Origin of the sequence: Streptomyces sp. NPDC088732, from assembly GCF_044751205.1 — a bacterium.
GTDB lineage: Bacteria > Actinomycetota > Actinomycetes > Streptomycetales > Streptomycetaceae > Actinacidiphila.
Genome location: NZ_JBIVLI010000021.1, coordinates 89158 through 105099, shown reverse-complemented (window position 1 = coordinate 105099; position 15942 = coordinate 89158). Strand labels below are relative to the sequence as shown.

The following is a 15942-nucleotide window of genomic DNA, read 5'->3' as shown; positions in this document are numbered from 1 at the left end:
GGGCGAAGTTGCTGCCGAAGGAACCTGTGACCCTTTCAGCCAAGTCCCAGGAGGCCCGGTGTCGGTTCTTCTCGAGCACCCCACAAGCCTGGTCGCCTACCGCCCGAACAAGCCGACCGCAATGGTGGTTGTCGCCGACCCCCGCGTTCGCTCCACCGTGACCCGCCATCTGTGGGCGCTCGGGGTGCGCGACGTGATCGAGGCGTCCTCCGTCGCTGAGGCCAGGCCGCGGGTCGGCACCCCCCGAGACATCTGCGTCGCCGACGTTCACCTCCCCGACGGATCCGGGCTGACCCTGCTCGCAGAGACCCGCGCCGCGGGCTGGCCCAACGGCCTGGCCCTGTCCGCCGCCGACGACATCGGCGCCGTCCGCAACGCCCTCGCCGGCGGCGTCAAGGGCTACGTCGTGACCGGTACGCGGACCAACCTCGGCATCCCCGGACGCCCCGGCGGCGCCCCCATCGGCGCGGCAGGACAGCGCATCCAGCGCCGGCCCCCCGGCGCCCCCGGCCACGGCGGCGGCTACCGCGAACTGTCGGGCCGCGAGGTCGAAGTGCTCCGGCTGGTCGCGGAGGGCCAGTCGAACAAGGCGATCGGCGTCTCGATGGGCCTGTCCGCGCTCACCGTCAAGAGCCATCTGGCGCGCATCGCCCGCAAGCTCGGCACGGGCGACCGCGCGGGAATGGTCGCGGTAGCGCTGCGTACCGGCATCATCCACTGATCGCGTTCACCGGCCCCTTTGCGCCCGCCGACGGAACGTTCCGTCGGCGGGCGCCCGCCGTACACGGATACTCTTGACTGGTGACCGACGCCCGAGAGACCGCAACAGAAGCACCACCGGCGCCGGTCCCGCTGCTGGACCCGCGCGAGGGAATCCCGCCGGTGACCGCAAGCCCGGAGGCCTTCGCCGACGTCGTGGCGGCCTTCGCCGCGGGCTCCGGACCTGTCGCCGTCGACGCCGAGCGCGCATCCGGTTACCGCTACGGACAGCGGGCCTACCTGGTCCAGCTGCGCCGCACCGGAGCAGGGACCGCGCTGATCGACCCCGTCGCCTGCCCCGACCTGTCGCCGCTGAGCGAGGCGCTGGACGGCACGGAATGGGTGCTCCACGCCGCCACGCAGGACCTGCCCTGCCTCGACGAGGCCGGCATGCGGCCCACGCGGCTGTTCGACACCGAGCTCGCGGGGCGCCTGGCCGGATTCGCACGGGTCGGACTCGGCGCGATGGTGGAGAACGTCCTCGGCTACGCCCTGGAGAAGGGGCACTCCGCCGTCGACTGGTCCACCCGGCCGCTCCCCGAACCGTGGCTGCGCTACGCCGCGCTCGACGTCGAGCTCCTGGTCGACCTCCGCGACGCGCTGGAGGCGGAACTGCGCGAGCAGGGCAAGCTGGACTGGGCGATGCAGGAGTTCGAGGCCATCGCGGCCGCCCCGCCGCCCCCGCCGCGGATCGACCCCTGGCGCCGCACCTCCGGCATGCACAAGGTGCGCCGCCGCCGCCAGATGGCCGTCGTCCGCGAACTGTGGAACCTCCGCGACCGGCTCGCCCGCGAACGCGACGTCTCCCCCGGCCGCGTCCTCACCGACGCCGCCATCGTCACCGCGGCCCTGGAGCCCTCCGCGAACGCGCACGCGCTGGCCGCACTGCCCGGCTTCGGGCACCGCATGGGACGGCGCCAACTGGAGCAGTGGCAGGCCGCGATCGACCACGCCCGCCTCATCCCCGAACGCGAGCTCCCCCAGCCGGGCCCCGCCTTCACCGGCCCCCCGCCGCCGCGCGCCTGGGCCGACAAGGACCCGGTCGCCGCGGCCCGCCTCACGGCGGCGCGGAGCGCCGTCTCCGAACTCGCGGAGCAGCTCAATCTGCCGCAGGAGAACCTCATCACCCCGGACACCGTACGGCGCCTGTGCTGGGCGCCGCCGCGGGAGCGGACGCGGGACGCTGTCGCGGAGTTCCTCGCGGATGCGGGGGCGCGGCGCTGGCAGGTCGAGCTCACGACGCCCATCCTCGCGGAGGCGCTCGCGGCCCACCCCTGAGGCCGCGCTGCGCTTCCTTCTGCCTGGGCTTTTTCCCCGCCCTCCCACCCGTGTGCCCGGCGCGGTAAGTGCGGGCCCCGCTCTGTTTCCTGGGGGGTCGGCGCCGCTCCGGGATCCGTCCTCGGCGCTCGCGGTCTACGCCAACGGCTGCGCACCGCAGTCTCCGCTCGTCGCCTGCGGGCGGACCCCGGCGCACCCCCTCCCGGGCCGGTTGGGGCGACTTACGGCCGGTGGGAGTGCTGTGGGCGGCGACGGCTGCGCACTTTGTTGGCGCTGCGCCAACGAGTGCCCGAGCACGGTGCCGCTCAACACCACCCACCGGGGATCAGGCGCTTGCAGCTACGGAGGGGGCGGGGTCGGAGGGGTGGCGTTCTGGACGCTGGAGCATATTTGGGTGCACAACCCGGAGTGATCAAACCGGGCACCTGAGGCACCTAAATGTGCTGTCCAGAATGGCAGCCCCGGAGGCCCCGCACCTGGTCCCCCAACGACTGGCGTCGGGGTGCGTGACTTCATGGGGCACACGGGTGGGAGGGTGGGGGAAAAAGCGGGGAAGACACAACGTGTGACCCCGCACACCCGCACTGGGCACATCGGTTACCGATGAGTAGCATGGAGCCCGGAGCCGCCGTCTTCTGCCCGCGGCAAGCGAACCCGCATCCTGAGGAGAGCCAACGTGCCTCGTACCGCTAGGGACGTCGTCTTCGTCGACGGCGTCCGCACCCCGTTCGGCAAGGCGGGCCCGAAGGGTATCTACCACGAGACCCGTGCCGACGACCTGGTGATCAAGTCCATCAGGGAGCTGCTGCGGCGCAACCCCGCCCTCTCCCCGGAGCGGATCGACGAGGTCGCCATCGCCGCGACCACCCAGATCGGCGACCAGGGCCTGACCCTGGGCCGTACGGCCGCGATCCTGGCCGGGCTGCCCAAGTCGGTGCCCGGCTTCTCGATCGACCGCATGTGCGCGGGCGCGATGACCGCGGTGACCAGTGTCGCCGGCGGTGTCGCCTTCGGCGCGTACGACGTGGCGGTGGCCGGCGGTGTGGAGCACATGGGCCGCCACCCGATGGGCGAGGGCGTGGACCCCAACCCGCGCTTCGTGTCGGAGAAGCTGGTCGACGACTCCGCCCTGTTCATGGGCATGACGGCGGAGAACCTGCACGACCGCTTCCCGCACCTGACCCGGCAGCGCGCCGACGAGTACGCGGTCCGCAGCCAGGAGAAGGCCGCGAAGGCGTACGCGAACGGCAGGATCCAGCAGGACCTGGTGCCGGTCTCGGTGCGCCGCACCTCCCCCGAGGGCGGGGAGACCGGCTGGGGCCTGGCGACGGCCGACGAGCCGATGCGCCCGGGCACCACGCTGGAGAACCTGGCGGGCCTGAAGACCCCGTTCCGCGCCCACGGCAATGTGACCGCGGGCAACTCGGCCGGTCTGAACGACGGTGCCACCGCGTCGCTGATCGCGGCCGAGGACGTCGCCCGGGAGCTGGGCCTCCCGGTCAAGATGCGCCTGGTGTCGTACGCCTTCGTGGGCGTCGAACCCGAGGTCATGGGCATCGGCCCGGTCCCGGCGACGGAGAAGGCGCTCGCCAAGGCGGGCCTGTCGATCTCCGACATCGGCCTGTTCGAGGTCAACGAGGCGTTCGCCGTGCAGGTGCTGTCGTTCCTCGACCACTACGGCATCGCCGACGACGACGCGCGCGTCAACCAGTACGGCGGCGCCATCGCGTTCGGCCACCCGCTCGCCTCCTCCGGCGTCCGTCTGATGACGCAGCTGGCCAGTCAGTTCGAGGAGCAGCCGCACGTCCGCTACGGCCTGACCACCATGTGCGTCGGTTTCGGCATGGGCGGCACCGTGATCTGGGAGAACCCGCACTTCGACGGAGGCAGCAAGTGACCACCACCGCCGAGCTCCTCAAGGGAGCCGCCGAGCTGTTCCCGGACGAGGTCGTGACGCAGGCGCACGTGCGCCACCTCGACCTCCCCCAGGACGCCGGGCGTTTCGCGCTCATCACCCTGGACAACGGCCTGGACCACACCAAGCCGACCACCTTCGGCCCGCAGTCGCTGGCCAACCTGAGCGCCGCTCTCGACCAGGTGGAGAAGGAGGCCGCGGACGGCGAGATCGTCGGCGTCGGCCTCACCGGCAAGCCGTTCATCTTCGCGGTGGGCGCCGACCTCAAGGGCGTCGAGCTGCTGCGCCGCCGCGAGGACGCGCTGGCCATCGGCAAGAGCGGCCACGACGTCTTCCGCCGCCTGCAGGGCCTCGCGGTGCCGACGTTCGCGTTCTACAACGGCGCGGCCATGGGCGGCGGTGTCGAGATCGGCCTGCACTGCTCGTACCGCACGGTCTCCGACGCGATCCCGGCGTTCTCCCTCCCCGAGGTCTTCCTGGGCCTGGTCCCGGGATGGGGCGGCTGCGCGCTGCTGCCGAACCTCATCGGCGCGGAGCGCGCGGTGAGCGTCGTCATCGAGAACTCGCTCAACCAGAACAAGCAGCTGAAGGGCGGCCAGGTCTACGACCTCGGCATCGCCGACGCGCTGTTCGAGGCCGCGGACTTCCTGGAGCAGTCGCTCGCCTGGACCGCCGCCGTCCTCAAGGGCGAGATCCAGATCATCCGCCCCGAGGTGGACCGCGGCGCGGCCTGGGACGAGGCCGTCGCCAAGGGCCGTGCCTTCGCCGACTCCAAGGTGCACGGCGCCGCCCCGGCCGCGTACCGGGCGCTGGACATCATGGCCGCCGCCAAGAGCGGTGACCTGTCGGCCGGTTTCGACGCCGAGGACGAGGCCCTGGCGGACCTCATCATGGGCGGCGAACTGCGCTCCGGCATCTACGCCTTCAACCTGGTGCAGAAGCGCGCCAAGCGCCCCGCCGGCGCCCCCGACAAGAACCTGGCCCGCCCGGTCACCAAGGTGGGCGTCGTCGGTGCCGGTCTGATGGCCTCCCAGCTGGCGCTGCTGTTCGCGCGCCGCCTGGAGGTGCCGGTGGTCCTCACCGACATCGACCAGGAGCGCGTGGACAAGGGCGTCGGCTACGTCCACGGCGAGATCGACAAGCTGCTCCTCAAGGGCCGCGTCAACCAGGACAAGGCGAACCGCCTCAAGGGCCTGGTCTCCGGCTCGCTCGACAAGGCCGCGGCCTTCGGCGACGCGGACTTCGTCATCGAGGCGGTCTTCGAGGAGATCGGCGTCAAGCAGCAGGTGTTCGCCGAGGTCGAGGCGGTGGTGAAGCCGGGGGCGATCCTGGCCACCAACACCTCCTCGCTGTCGGTGAGCGAGATGGCCTCGAAGCTGGAGCACCCGGAGCGGGTCGTCGGCTTCCACTTCTTCAACCCGGTCGCGGTGCTGCCGCTGCTGGAGATCGTGCGCGGCGAGCAGACCGACGACGCGTCGCTGGCCACCGCGTTCGCCGTGGCGAAGAAGCTGAAGAAGACCGCGGTCCTGACGAAGGACGCCCCGGCGTTCGTCGTCAACCGCATCCTCACCCGCTTCATGGGCGAGATCCAGAACGTCATCGACGAGGGCACCCCGGTGGCGACCGCGGAGAAGGCCATCGAGCCGCTCGGTCTGCCGATGTCGCCGCTGGTGCTGCTGGAACTGGTCGGCCCGGCGATCGGCCTGCACGTCTCCGAGACGCTGCACCGCGCCTTCCCGGACCGCTTCACGGTCTCGGCGAACCTCGCGGCCGTCGTCAAGGCGGGCAAGCGCGGCTTCTACGTCTACACCGCCGAGAACGGCTTCAAGCCGGAGCTGGACCCGGAGGTCGCCGCGCTCCTGGTGCAGGGCGACAGCGTGCTGACGGAGGATCAGGTGCGCGCCCGCGTCCTGGACGCCGTCGCGCAGGAGATCGGCATCATGCTGGAGGAGGGCGTCGTCGCCGAGGCGCAGGACATCGACCTGTGCCTGATCACCGGTGCCGGCTGGCCGTTCCACCTCGGCGGGATCACGCCGTACCTGGACCGTGAGGGCGTCTCCGAGCGGGTGAACGGCAAGCCGTTCCTCGCCCCGGGCGTCGCGAGCGTCCCGGCGTAACGCCGCCGCACGCGGGAAGGGCCGCCCGGGCTTCGTGCCCGGGCGGCCCTTCGTCGTGACGGCGGCCGGCCTACTTCGCGTAAGCGACCGTCAGGTCCCGTACGAGCGCCCTGCGTTCGTAGTCGTCGAGTTCGACCAGACCGCGCTCGGTGAGGCCGCGCACGGTGTCGTCAACGGCCGTCAGCACGTCGTCCAGCACGGCACGGCGGTGCCGGGCGTCCAGGGCCGCCAGCCGGGCCCGCTCCATGGCGGGCGCGACGGAGGGCGCGTAGGCGACGCGCACGGGCTGCGCGGAGAAGACCTCGACGCCCGCCGGGCGCAGGTCCCGGGCAAGCACACGGGTGAGTTCCTCCGCGAGGATGTCGACGTCGCGGAGGGTGGGGCCGGAGCCGCGGAAGTCGTCGGCGGGCAGCCGGGACGCGCAGCGCGTCACGGCGGCCTCGGTCTGCTCCCGCAGGAACCGCTCGTGCTCCTCGACGGCGAAGCAGGCGCGGGCGGTGTCACGGACCCGCCACACCAGCAGGACGGTGACGAGCACCGGCGTGCCGGCGGAGTCGGTGGCCTCGACGGGGCTGCCGCGCCAGTGCCGGACGGTGATGTCCACACGCCGCCGCGGCAGCAGCGGGTTGAGCCACAGCAGCCCCGTGCGCCGTACGGTGCCGCGGTAGGCGCCGTGCCGGGTGAGCACCCAGACGGCGCCGGGGCGGCCCCGGGCCAGGCCCAGCGCGGCGAAGGCCGCGAGCGCCGCCAGGATGACGGTGAACAGGTAGCCCAGCGAGTGCGGGTCGCCGCCGAAGCGCAGCGGGACGACGACCGCCGCGAGCGCCGCGGTGACGGCGAGGGCCAGCACCGGGATGCCGGGCAGGCCGCGTGCCGGGCGCTCCGCGATGTCGGAGTCGGAGTCGGTGGTCTGCTGCGGGAAGCCCGCAGGGGAGAGCTGGGGGGTGGGGGACGGCGCGGGGATGAGCGGGCCCGCGGGCTTCGGGCCGGGGAAGCCGGGCATGGGCGTCGTGTCGGTGGTGGTCACGAGAACAGTCGCCTCCAGGTCTCGGGTCCGGGGTGGCCGTCGGCCTCGCGGCCCGACCAGCCCTGTGCGCGCTGGAACGCCTCGACGGCGCGGCGGTCGGCCTCGCCCCAGGTGGGGCCGGGACCGGACCGGTAGGACGTGCCGAACCCCTTGGCGACCAGTCGCCGGCCCAGAGCGAGGACGTGGGGGCCGGATCGGCCGGGTTGAAAGGCGCCGGGTCCGGGGTAGGCCGGGACGGCGCCCGGCGCCGTGCCGGCCGGGTCCTGCGCCGGCACGGGGGCCGCGGCGGGTGCCGGGGAGGCGGGGCCCGGTGCTCCCCGCCCGATGTCGGCCCCCCGGCCGTCGACGAGGTAGCGCCATGTCGCCGGACCGGGGATGCCGTTGGCGGCCGGGCCCTTCCAGCCCTGCGCCCGCTGGAAGGCACGGGTGGCGCGCTGGTCCGCCGCGCCCCAGCGGGGCCCGGGCCCGGCCTGGTAGTACGGGCCGCCGCCGCGGGTCCGCAGCATCCGGCCGAGGCGGGTGACGTTGGCGTTGGACGTACCGGCGCCGAACGACCAGCTCCCGGGGAAGTCGTCGAACAGGTCGCCGCCGGAGTCGCCGCCCTCGCTCAGGTACTTGTAGCGGTAGGGCCGGTAGCCGGAGTCCGGCGGCAGCGGGATCTCGGACATCTGGGTGTGCGGCGGGGCCTGCTCGTAGGCGTTGTAGGCGGTGTGCTCGTCGTCCGCCCAGCCGACGAAGATCCGCACGTGCGAGCCGCCGTGGGGGCTCCTGCGGCTCTGGTAGAGCAGGATGTCGCCGGGCTCGAGGTCGTCGACGTCGATGCGGTAGGCGAAGCGGGGCAGACTGCCGGTCCACTCGTTGCGGTTCAGTCCCCAGGCCATGGAGACGAAGCCCGAGCAGTCCTGCCGGTAGCCGTCGCTCCAGTACTCGTTCATGCGGTACGGGACTTCGGCGTCCACCCAGCTCCGCGCCCGGTCCAGGATCTCATTGCCCGACAGGCGCAGGGGGGCTGCGGCGAGTTCGGGGCCGGCCTGGGCCGGCGCCGGGGCCGCGACGGTCACGCCGGGGACCGCGGCGACGGCGCCCGCCACGGCCACCACCGCCACTGCCGCGGGTGCCGCATGCGGCCTGGAGAACCGTCCTGACCTGCGCGCCGTCAACCGGACCAACCGTGTGCGGGCGCAGTCCTCGCACCCGCAACCGGGCCGCGGCTCGACGTCGACGAACACCGGCGGGGACATGCGCACCACTCCTCTGAATCGGATGCCACACGCCCCCCTTACCCCATTTCATAGGAAAAGCTGCGAAATGGGGTAAGAGTGCGCGCGATCAGCCGACCGGAGTGACGCTCTCGCTCGTGGTCGCGGACGGATCGGCGCCGATGCCCGCCGTGTCCGTGCCGCTCGTGGCAGCGTCCGACGGGGTACCGGTGCCGGCCGCCGTGCTGCCGTCCGTGGCGCCCGCCGACGAACTCGGGCTGGGACTCACGGCCTGACGGACCGCCAGGTTCACGGCCTTCTGCACCAGAGCGCGCAGCCGCGCCGGCGTCAGCCCGTCCGCGCCGCCCGTCGGGGCGGTGACCGTCTCACCGTTGACCTGCACGACCGGGGCGGTGGTGAACCCGGCCTCGGTGAACTGCTGCTGGGACTTCTTCACCCAGCCGTCGTGGTCGCGCTCCTCGACGCACGGCACGAACTTGGCCTCGTCGATCCCGTCGGCCTGCCGCGACACGGCCTTGAGCAGCTTCTCGCTGTTGAGGCCGTCGTCCTGCACGTCGACGGGCTGCACGGCCCACAGCGCGTCCACGAACTGCGTGAAGTGCCCCTGGTCCTGCGCACAGGCGGCCGCGTTGGCCGCGGTCAGGGCGCCCTCACCGCCGTTGGCGGCGTCGGAGGGCGTCACCAGGCGGTAGTCGATCTGGACCTGTCCCGCCGCCAGCAGCCGCGCGAACGTGTCCGCGTACTCGGCGGCGAACGCCTTGGACTCCGGGGCACGCAGGTCCTCGTACACCGTCAGCGTCACCGGCAGGACATCGGGCCGCACCGGCACGGCGAGGCTGTCCTGACCGGCGGCACCGGTCGGCGCCTTGGCCGAGTGCTGCTTCTCGGAACGCACATGCGCGCCGATGACGGCCGACCCGCCGAACACCACGGCCAGGACGACCACGGTCCCGGCGTACGACCGCAAGCGCTTGGACTTCGTCTGCTTCACCGGGTCTTTCTACCACCGGGCCCGGTGCCCGGATGAGGGCGGGGGGCCGTCCCGGCGGAACCGGGGGCCGCCTCCCCGGCCGTTGTGCCAGGCTGGTGGGTGTGAACCGCATCACCGTCCCGCTGGTCGTCGTCGACGCCGCCAACGTCGTGGGCTCCGTGCCCGACGGCTGGTGGCGCGACCGGCGCGGGGCGGCCGAGCGGCTGCGGGACGCGCTCGCCCCCCTCACGGGGACAGGGCTCCGGGAGCGGGCGGACGTGCCGGAGTGGGCCCGCAGACCGCCGCTGGAGCTGCTGCTCGTGGTGGAGGGCGCGGCCCGCGACGTGGCCGCGGTCGCCGGGGTCCGGGTCGCGGCCGCCGCGGGTCCAGGCGACGAGCTGATCGTGGAGCTCGTCACGGACCGCGACCCGCCGGACCGGCCCTGCCTCGTCGTCACCGCCGACCGCGAACTGCGCGAGCGCGTGACCGCGCACGGCGCCGCGGTGGCCGGCCCGCGGGCAGTGCGCCCGTAGCCGCCCGGATCACGCGTCGTACACGACGGTGAAGCCCGGAGCGGCCGCCGCGTACCCAGCGAGTTCGCCGCGGAGCGCCGCCGCCGACTCCGGGACCCGGCGCTCAAGACCGGCCCAGCCGGTGAAGCACAGCTCCGCGGGCATCGGGACCAGCCCGGTGATCGCGTCCCAGAAGGCGGCCCGGTTCATGCCGTAGAAGGACGGGAAACCGAGCTCGCGCTTCAGGACCGCGTGAAGGTCCCGATCGCCCCGGACCGCGCCGACGTCGATCACCACGCGCGGGAGCGCCTGCGGCTCCGGCTCCTCGGGACGCCCCCAGAAGGACGGCAGCCACCAGCAGAGCACCGTCCGGTCCTCGGGCCAGGGGCGGTGCGCCCCGCCCGTCCACTCCTCGAAGAGGTCCACGGCCGGATCGATCGGGCGCCAGTCGGGGTCCAGCGGCTCGTCGTCCGCCGGCGGCCGTGCGAAGCGCCGCCCGTACTGATCGCAGGCGCCGTAGGCCCCGACATTGCGCTGGGCCTCGGCCAAGGGGGCCCGGTGCGCGGCGCCCCGCCGGTACGGCCACCGCAGCCGCTCGGGGTCGTCCTCCCAGTGGCACACGGGGCAGACGACGTAGGTCCCCGGCCATCCGTCCCCGGCGTCGAGGACGAGGACGAGGTGACCGCAGCACGGACAGGGGCGGCGGGTATCCACCGCAGCAGTGTGGCCGAGCGCGCCCGCGCGACGCGACCGCGTTCCGGCCCGGGGCTGCCCGGTGGGATGCCGGGCAGCCCTTTCGCCGCTTCCCCCGCGCGGCTTCGCCGTCAGCGGCTGCTCGTCGTCTCGATGTCGACGATGCGGTCGTACCGCTCCAGCAGCACGAAGAGCTTGTTCTTCTGCGTCGTCCCGCCGCTGCCGTAGGTCAGGGTGACGACGACCTCGTGACCGTTGCCCACGGCACCGTTGTCCCGCACCGTCCACCGCGCGGGGACGTTCTGGGCACGCAGGACGCCGTCCGCCCCGTTCTCCTCCTCCCAGGTCGCCAGCCGGCGGGCGAAGTCGGGCGTCAGGTAGTGCGTGCGGAGCGCCGCGGCCAGCGCGCCGTCGGGGTCCTCGTAGTCGCCCTTCGCGTCGATGTACGCGCCGTAGAAGTCGGCGACCCGGGTCACCGCCTGGCCGGGCGTGCCGCTGACCGGCCCCGGCGCGGCGGCCGACACCGCCGCGGGGGCAGGGGCGGCTCCCTGGGCCGACGCCGTGAGCCCCAACGGCAGGGCCACCGCCGCGGCGACAGAGCCGGCGATCAGAGCGGTACGGCGGGCGTGCTTACGGACGGTCGTCCTCGTGTTCATCTGTGCTTCCTCGTTCCGGATCGATGCGGGAGTGCGTCGCCATGGACGGAGCGGCCTCCTCGACCCAGGAGGAGTCAGGGGCGGCCCCGGCGACAGCAAGAGCGTCCGCGCCACTGCGGTCCGGGCACAACGGACGACGGCACCTCCGCAACGGTGGAACCGTCCCAGGCCCTGTGACCTCTTCTTATGGGAGTGCCTGGGATGCCGTCCCGGGACGCCGAGCGGGGGAAGCGATGCCGTCCCAGGACGAGGTGGAGGAGTTCGCGGCGCTGTTGCGGCGTCTGAAGGCCCGCACGGACCGCAGTTACGCGGCACTCGCCCGCCGCCTGAACATGAACGCCTCGACGCTGCACCGGTACTGCACGGGGGACACCGTGCCGCTCGGCTTCGCGCCCGTGGAGCGCTTCGCCGTGCTGTGCGAGGCCAGTACGGCCGAACGGATCGAGCTGCACCGGCGGTGGGTCCTGGCGGTGGCGGCACGGCAACGGCCCCGGACCGAGGACGCCGCGGCGCGTCCGGCGGGCATTGACGACCACGCGGCCGACGAGGCGGCCGAGCTCGTGCCGGAGGAGGCCGCCGAGCCCGCGGCAGCACCGCGGCAGCCCTGGCCAAGGCGTCGTGCCGCGGTCGTCGCGGCTGTCGTGACCGCGACCATCGCCACCGTGGGCGGCCTGTCCCTGCTGCCGTCCGGGCACTCCCGGGCCGCCGGCGACCACAAGGCCGCCGGCACGGCGGCCCCGAGGACCGCGGGCGCACCGTACGGCTCCCCGACACCGCCCTCAGCCGCCGCGCCCCTCACCTGGTCCGCGAACTCCCAGCTCTGGGAGACCGGTTGCGATCACGACTACGTCATCGACAAGGCACCCCCGCAGGTGCCGCCGCCTCCGGCCCCGCAGGACGCCGGCTCATGGGCGCTTGCGCAAGGCGCGGTCCACGGCGGCCGGACGCTGGTGGACATCACCGTGCAGGGGCGGACGGAGGCCGCCGTCGTCCTGGAGGCACTGCGGGTCCGCGTCGTGGGGCGGGCGGCACCCGTGAAGGGCACCGTCTACGCCACGGGCCAGGGCTGCGGCAGCGACATGACTCCCCGCTCCTTCGCCGTGGACCTGGACAAGGGCCGGCCGATCGCCCGCCCGGTCCCGGGCAGTGAGAACGGCACCAGCACCCCGGCGATGCCCATGCCCTACCGGGTGTCCTCGAAGGATCCCGAGGCGCTGCTGGTCGACGCCCGAACCGCCGGTTGCGACTGCCGCTGGTACCTGGAGCTCGACTGGTCCTCGCAGGGCCGCACGGGCACCGAGCGCATCGACGACCGCGGTCGGCCGTTCCGTACGAGCGGCATCAGGGGCCTGCCGCACTACTGGTACGCCAGCAACGGCTGGACCCCGATCACCGGCTGAGCGGGGCCGGCACCCGCCCTCCCACCGGCCCCGTACGTCCGCACGAACGATCTAGCCGCGGCCGCGGCGCGCGTACAGCACCGCCCCGTCCACGGTCCCGACCCGGGTGTAGCCGCCCTGCGCGAGGAGGTCGCGGAACTCGGGGACGGCGGCGGCGCCGTACGGAGCGCCGCGGGAGTCGTCGACGACCAGGGCGGGCGGCGCCCCGGCGAATTCCTCGCGCAGCACGTCCCAGGCGCCCGGGACGGCATAGCGGGCGCCGACCCGGGCACCGCCGCGGCCGCCGCTGAAGTTGGTGAGGAAGCCGGCGGTGAGGTAGCGGCAGGCGGGGGCGCGGTCGGCGAGCCAGTACTGCTCCGGGTGCATGCCCCACAGCAGGACGGTGTCCCGCGGGCCGCTGCGGTCGCGGACCGCCGCGGCGACCGCCTGGGCGTGGTCCAGTTCGGCGCGCGGCGCGGCGAGTCCCCAGGCGGTGAAGACGGCCGCCGCCAGCAGCGTCCAGGCGGCGGCGAGGCGGCGGGCCGGCCCCCGCGAGGGCAGCGCGCGCACCGCCGCGATGCCGATCAGCACCAGCGGGGGCAGCAGTTGCAGGTAGTAGTGGCCGTAGAACTGGAAGCCCGCGACGACCGCGCAGACCGAGCCCACGAGCCACACCCACAGGTCCGCGTCGGCGAAGCGCCGCCGGCGCAGCGCCCACCACAGCGCGGGCACCAGCAGACCGGCACCGGCGGCCAGCAGGATCGCGGCGTTGCCGAGCCCGCGGCCCGCGCCGAGGAGCCAGGCGCCCTGCGGCGACATGTAGGTGCTGGAGCCGGTGAGCGTCCAGAAGACGAAATGCCGCGTCCCGGTCGCCGCGGCGACCACCGCGACGGGCAGCGCGCAGCCCGCCAGCAGGCGCCCCCAGGCGCCGGCCGTCCCGGCGGCGTACCTGCCGAGGGCTCCGCCGCCGGCAGCTCCGCGCCCCGGGCGCGGCAGGGCGCCGGGGCCGGCCGCCGCGCGCAGCAGCATGCCGTCCGCGCGGCCCGCGGCCCAGGACGGGGTCAGTGTGCGCAGCCGGAGCCCCGAGGACGAAGACGAAGACGGGGCCGCGCGCCCGGTCCGCCAGAGCGACCAGGCGACGGGCAGCAGCACCGCCGCCCCCGTCTGCTTGGTGAGCGCCGCCCCGGCCACGGCCAGCCCCGCGAGTCCCCACCGCCGCCGGTCGGCCAGCAGTACGGCGGCGGCGGTCCAGGGCAGTGTGAAGACCTCGAAGCTGGCCGCCTGGGTGTCCTCGGGGGCGAGGCCGACGGAGAGCAGCACATAGGCGGCGCCGGCGGCCGCGCCCCACCGGTCGCCCCAGCGGCGGCGGGCGAGGGCGGCGAGCAGCGCGGCCGTCACCACATGGGCGGCGACGGCGGCGCAGCGCAGGGGCCGGAGCGAGTCGTCGCCGAAGACCGCGAAGGCCCCCTGGTAGAGCCACGGCAGCAAGGGGGGCTTGCGGTCGACCACGGTGTCGTACAGGACGCCGCCCGCCGCCAGCATCCGGGCCTGGGTGGCGAGGAAGCCCTCGTCGGGGTTCCAGACCGGGCGCAGGAAGGACGGCAGGTGCACCAGCGCGGCCAGGAGCGTCAGCAGCGGGAGGAGCGGCAGCCAGAACCGGTCGCCCGCGAAGGCCCGTGCCGGCGCGGCGGGTCGGGCGTTGCGGGAACGGCTGGGCACGCGCCCCAAGCTACCCCACGCGTGCGGCCGCCCCCCGGGCCCGCCTCAGGCCGCCTCGCGGCGGTCCTGCCGCGGCACCGCCAGCCGGCTGTGCCGGTGCCCGTAGGCGAAGTACACGACGAAGCCGGCCGCCATCCAGATCGCGAACCGCAGCCAGGTCTCGGCGGGCAGGTTCAGCATCAGCCAGAAGGTGGCCAGCACCGACACGGCCGGCAGCCACGGCACGAGCGGGGTGCGGAAGGCGCGGGGCAGTTCGGGGCGGGTGCGGCGCAGCACGACCACGCCGATGGCGACGACGATGAACGCGAAGAGCGTGCCGATGTTCACCAGCTCGGCCAGTTCGGAGATGCTCGTGCAGCCGGCGACGACCGCGACGACGACGCCGAGCAGCAGGATCGAGCGGTACGGCGTGCCCGCCTTGGGGTGCACGCGGGAGAAGAAGCGCGGCAGCAGCCCGTCGCGGCTCATCGCGAAGAACACCCGGCTCTGGCCGAGCAGCAGGATCATGCAGACGGTCGTCAGGCCGACCGCGGCGCCGAAGCTGATGAGCCCGGCCCAGAAGGGGTGGCCGACCGCCTTGAACGCGTCGGCGAGCGGGGCGTCCACCGACAGTTCGGTGTACCTCTGCATGCCGGTGACGACCACGGACACCGCGACGTACAGGATCGTGCAGATCAGCAGCGACCCGAGGATGCCGCGGGGCACGTCCCGCTGGGGGTTGCGGGTCTCCTCGGCGGCGGTCGCGACGATGTCGAAGCCGATGTACGCGAAGAAGACGACGGCGGCCGCGGTGAAGATGCCCATCACGCCGAACTGCGCGGGCTGGTAGCCGGTCATCAACTGGATGAGGGGCGCCCCGAGACCGGCCTCCGGGCCGGTCACCTCCTTGGCGGGCGGGATGAACGGCTTGTAGTTGCCCGCGTTGATGAAGAACGCGCCCACGACGATCACGACGAGCACCACGGCGACCTTCACGGCCACGATCACGGAGGTGACACGGGCCGAGAGCTTCATGCCGGCCACCAGGATGCCGGTCAGCACGAGGACCAGCAGGAAGGCCAGCAGGTCGAAGTGGAACGCGGTGTCCGTGCTGCCCGACAGGGCGGTCGGCAGCTGCCAGCCCCAGTTCTCCATCAGGGAGCGGATGTAGCCGGACCAGCCGACCGACACCACCGCGCATCCCAGCGCGAGTTCCAGTACGAGGTCCCACCCGATGATCCAGGCGGGGAGTTCGCCGAGGGTGGCGAAGGAGAAGGTGTACGCGGAGCCGGCGACCGGCAGGGTGGAGGCGAACTCCGCGTAGCACAGGGCCGCGAGGGCACACACGATGCCGGAGACGACGAAGGCGAGCGCCACCGACGGGCCCGCGTTGTCCTTGGCCACCTTGCCGGTGAGCACGAAGATGCCGGTGCCGATGACGACACCCACGCCGAAGACCGTCAGGTCGAGCGCGGACAGCGACTTCTTGAGCGCGTGCTCCGGTTCCTCGGTGTCCTTGAGGGACTGTTCGACCGATTTCGTGCGGAAGAAACTGTTCTGCCGCTTTCCGGTTGTCCTGCCGCCGTCATCGCCCAGATCCACCGGCGCACCTCCACGGTTGTTCCTGCATCACAGCACCTGGAGGTGCTTGTGACCGGAACAGGCGCGCCTACACCTGCGCAGACGGGCCGGGCGATCACCCGTAAGGATGGCCGCCC

General features: G+C 73.5%; 13 protein-coding genes. 6 read left to right on the top strand and 7 right to left on the bottom strand.

Translation table 11 applies throughout. From position 1 onward, the window contains the following. The first annotated feature begins 58 nt into the window (after positions 1-58). The 4 genes from ACIP9H_RS31315 to ACIP9H_RS31300 all read left to right on the top strand — a co-directional run bounded on the left by ACIP9H_RS31315 (position 59) and on the right by ACIP9H_RS31300 (position 6069). A complete protein-coding gene (locus ACIP9H_RS31315; protein ID WP_401596112.1) occupies positions 59-721 on the top strand; it encodes a LuxR C-terminal-related transcriptional regulator in 663 nt (220 codons plus the stop codon). A gap of 80 nt (positions 722-801) precedes the next feature. After that, positions 802-2037, top strand: a complete 1236-nt coding sequence (locus ACIP9H_RS31310; RefSeq protein ID WP_401596109.1) for an HRDC domain-containing protein — start codon at positions 802-804, stop codon at positions 2035-2037. Positions 2038-2713: 676 nt separating this feature from the next. Next, on the top strand, positions 2714-3934 hold the full coding sequence (locus ACIP9H_RS31305; protein WP_401596106.1) for a thiolase family protein: 1221 nt from the start codon (positions 2714-2716) through the stop codon (positions 3932-3934). Next, entirely contained in the window at positions 3931-6069 is a 2139-nt protein-coding gene (locus ACIP9H_RS31300; RefSeq protein WP_401596103.1) for a 3-hydroxyacyl-CoA dehydrogenase NAD-binding domain-containing protein, read from the top strand. Before ACIP9H_RS31305 ends, ACIP9H_RS31300 begins: the two co-directional genes overlap by 4 nt. Before the next feature lie 70 nt (positions 6070-6139). Here ACIP9H_RS31300 and ACIP9H_RS31295 read toward each other — a convergent pair whose 3' ends face one another. From ACIP9H_RS31295 to ACIP9H_RS31285, 3 genes are all read right to left on the bottom strand, one after another. Continuing rightward, positions 6140-7096, bottom strand: coding sequence for an SPFH domain-containing protein (locus ACIP9H_RS31295; RefSeq protein ID WP_401596100.1), 957 nt, complete (start codon positions 7094-7096; stop codon positions 6140-6142). Further along, positions 7093-8337 carry a peptidoglycan-binding protein gene (locus ACIP9H_RS31290; RefSeq protein ID WP_401596097.1) on the bottom strand — a complete coding sequence of 415 codons (1245 nt, stop codon included), beginning with the start codon at positions 8335-8337 and terminating at the stop codon, positions 7093-7095. Before ACIP9H_RS31290 ends, ACIP9H_RS31295 begins: the two co-directional genes overlap by 4 nt. A gap of 88 nt (positions 8338-8425) precedes the next feature. Beyond that, positions 8426-9307 (bottom strand): DsbA family protein, encoded by an 882-nt coding sequence (locus ACIP9H_RS31285; RefSeq protein ID WP_401596094.1) that lies wholly within the window; start codon positions 9305-9307, stop codon positions 8426-8428. A gap of 101 nt (positions 9308-9408) precedes the next feature. On the opposite strand from ACIP9H_RS31285, the gene ACIP9H_RS31280 reads away from it, so the two are divergent. Beyond that, positions 9409-9819 carry an NTP pyrophosphohydrolase gene (locus tag ACIP9H_RS31280; protein ID WP_401596091.1) on the top strand — a complete coding sequence of 137 codons (411 nt, stop codon included), beginning with the start codon at positions 9409-9411 and terminating at the stop codon, positions 9817-9819. 9 nt (positions 9820-9828) lie between these two features. Here the strand turns inward: ACIP9H_RS31280 and ACIP9H_RS31275 are convergent, their stop codons facing one another. Together ACIP9H_RS31275 and ACIP9H_RS31270 are read right to left on the bottom strand one after the other, a co-directional pair. Continuing rightward, a complete protein-coding gene (locus ACIP9H_RS31275; RefSeq protein ID WP_401596088.1) occupies positions 9829-10512 on the bottom strand; it encodes a CPCC family cysteine-rich protein in 684 nt (227 codons plus the stop codon). A 110-nt stretch (positions 10513-10622) separates the two neighbouring features. Then, entirely contained in the window at positions 10623-11147 is a 525-nt protein-coding gene (locus ACIP9H_RS31270; RefSeq protein ID WP_401596086.1) for a hypothetical protein, read from the bottom strand. A 233-nt stretch (positions 11148-11380) separates the two neighbouring features. Here ACIP9H_RS31270 and ACIP9H_RS31265 point away from each other — a divergent pair, with 233 nt between their 5' ends. After that, positions 11381-12547 carry a helix-turn-helix domain-containing protein gene (locus tag ACIP9H_RS31265; RefSeq protein ID WP_401596083.1) on the top strand — a complete coding sequence of 389 codons (1167 nt, stop codon included), beginning with the start codon at positions 11381-11383 and terminating at the stop codon, positions 12545-12547. A 51-nt stretch (positions 12548-12598) separates the two neighbouring features. Here the strand turns inward: ACIP9H_RS31265 and ACIP9H_RS31260 are convergent, their stop codons facing one another. Further along, complete coding sequence (locus ACIP9H_RS31260; protein WP_401962151.1) at positions 12599-14245, bottom strand: glycosyltransferase family 39 protein; 1647 nt, start codon at positions 14243-14245, stop codon at positions 12599-12601. 45 nt (positions 14246-14290) lie between these two features. Beyond that, the gene (locus ACIP9H_RS31255) at positions 14291-15826 is read right to left on the bottom strand and encodes an amino acid permease (protein ID WP_401962148.1); all 1536 of its coding nucleotides are present in this window, start codon (positions 15824-15826) and stop codon (positions 14291-14293) included. Positions 15827-15942: the final 116 nt, after the last annotated feature.

Coding starts and splice junctions, on each gene's coding strand:
- ACIP9H_RS31265 (WP_401596083.1), top strand. CDS start 11,381: ATGCCGTCCCAGGACGAGGTGGAGGAGTTCGCGGCGCTGTTGCGGCGT.
- ACIP9H_RS31270 (WP_401596086.1), bottom strand. CDS start 11,147: ATGAACACGAGGACGACCGTCCGTAAGCACGCCCGCCGTACCGCTCTG.
- ACIP9H_RS31290 (WP_401596097.1), bottom strand. CDS start 8,337: ATGTCCCCGCCGGTGTTCGTCGACGTCGAGCCGCGGCCCGGTTGCGGG.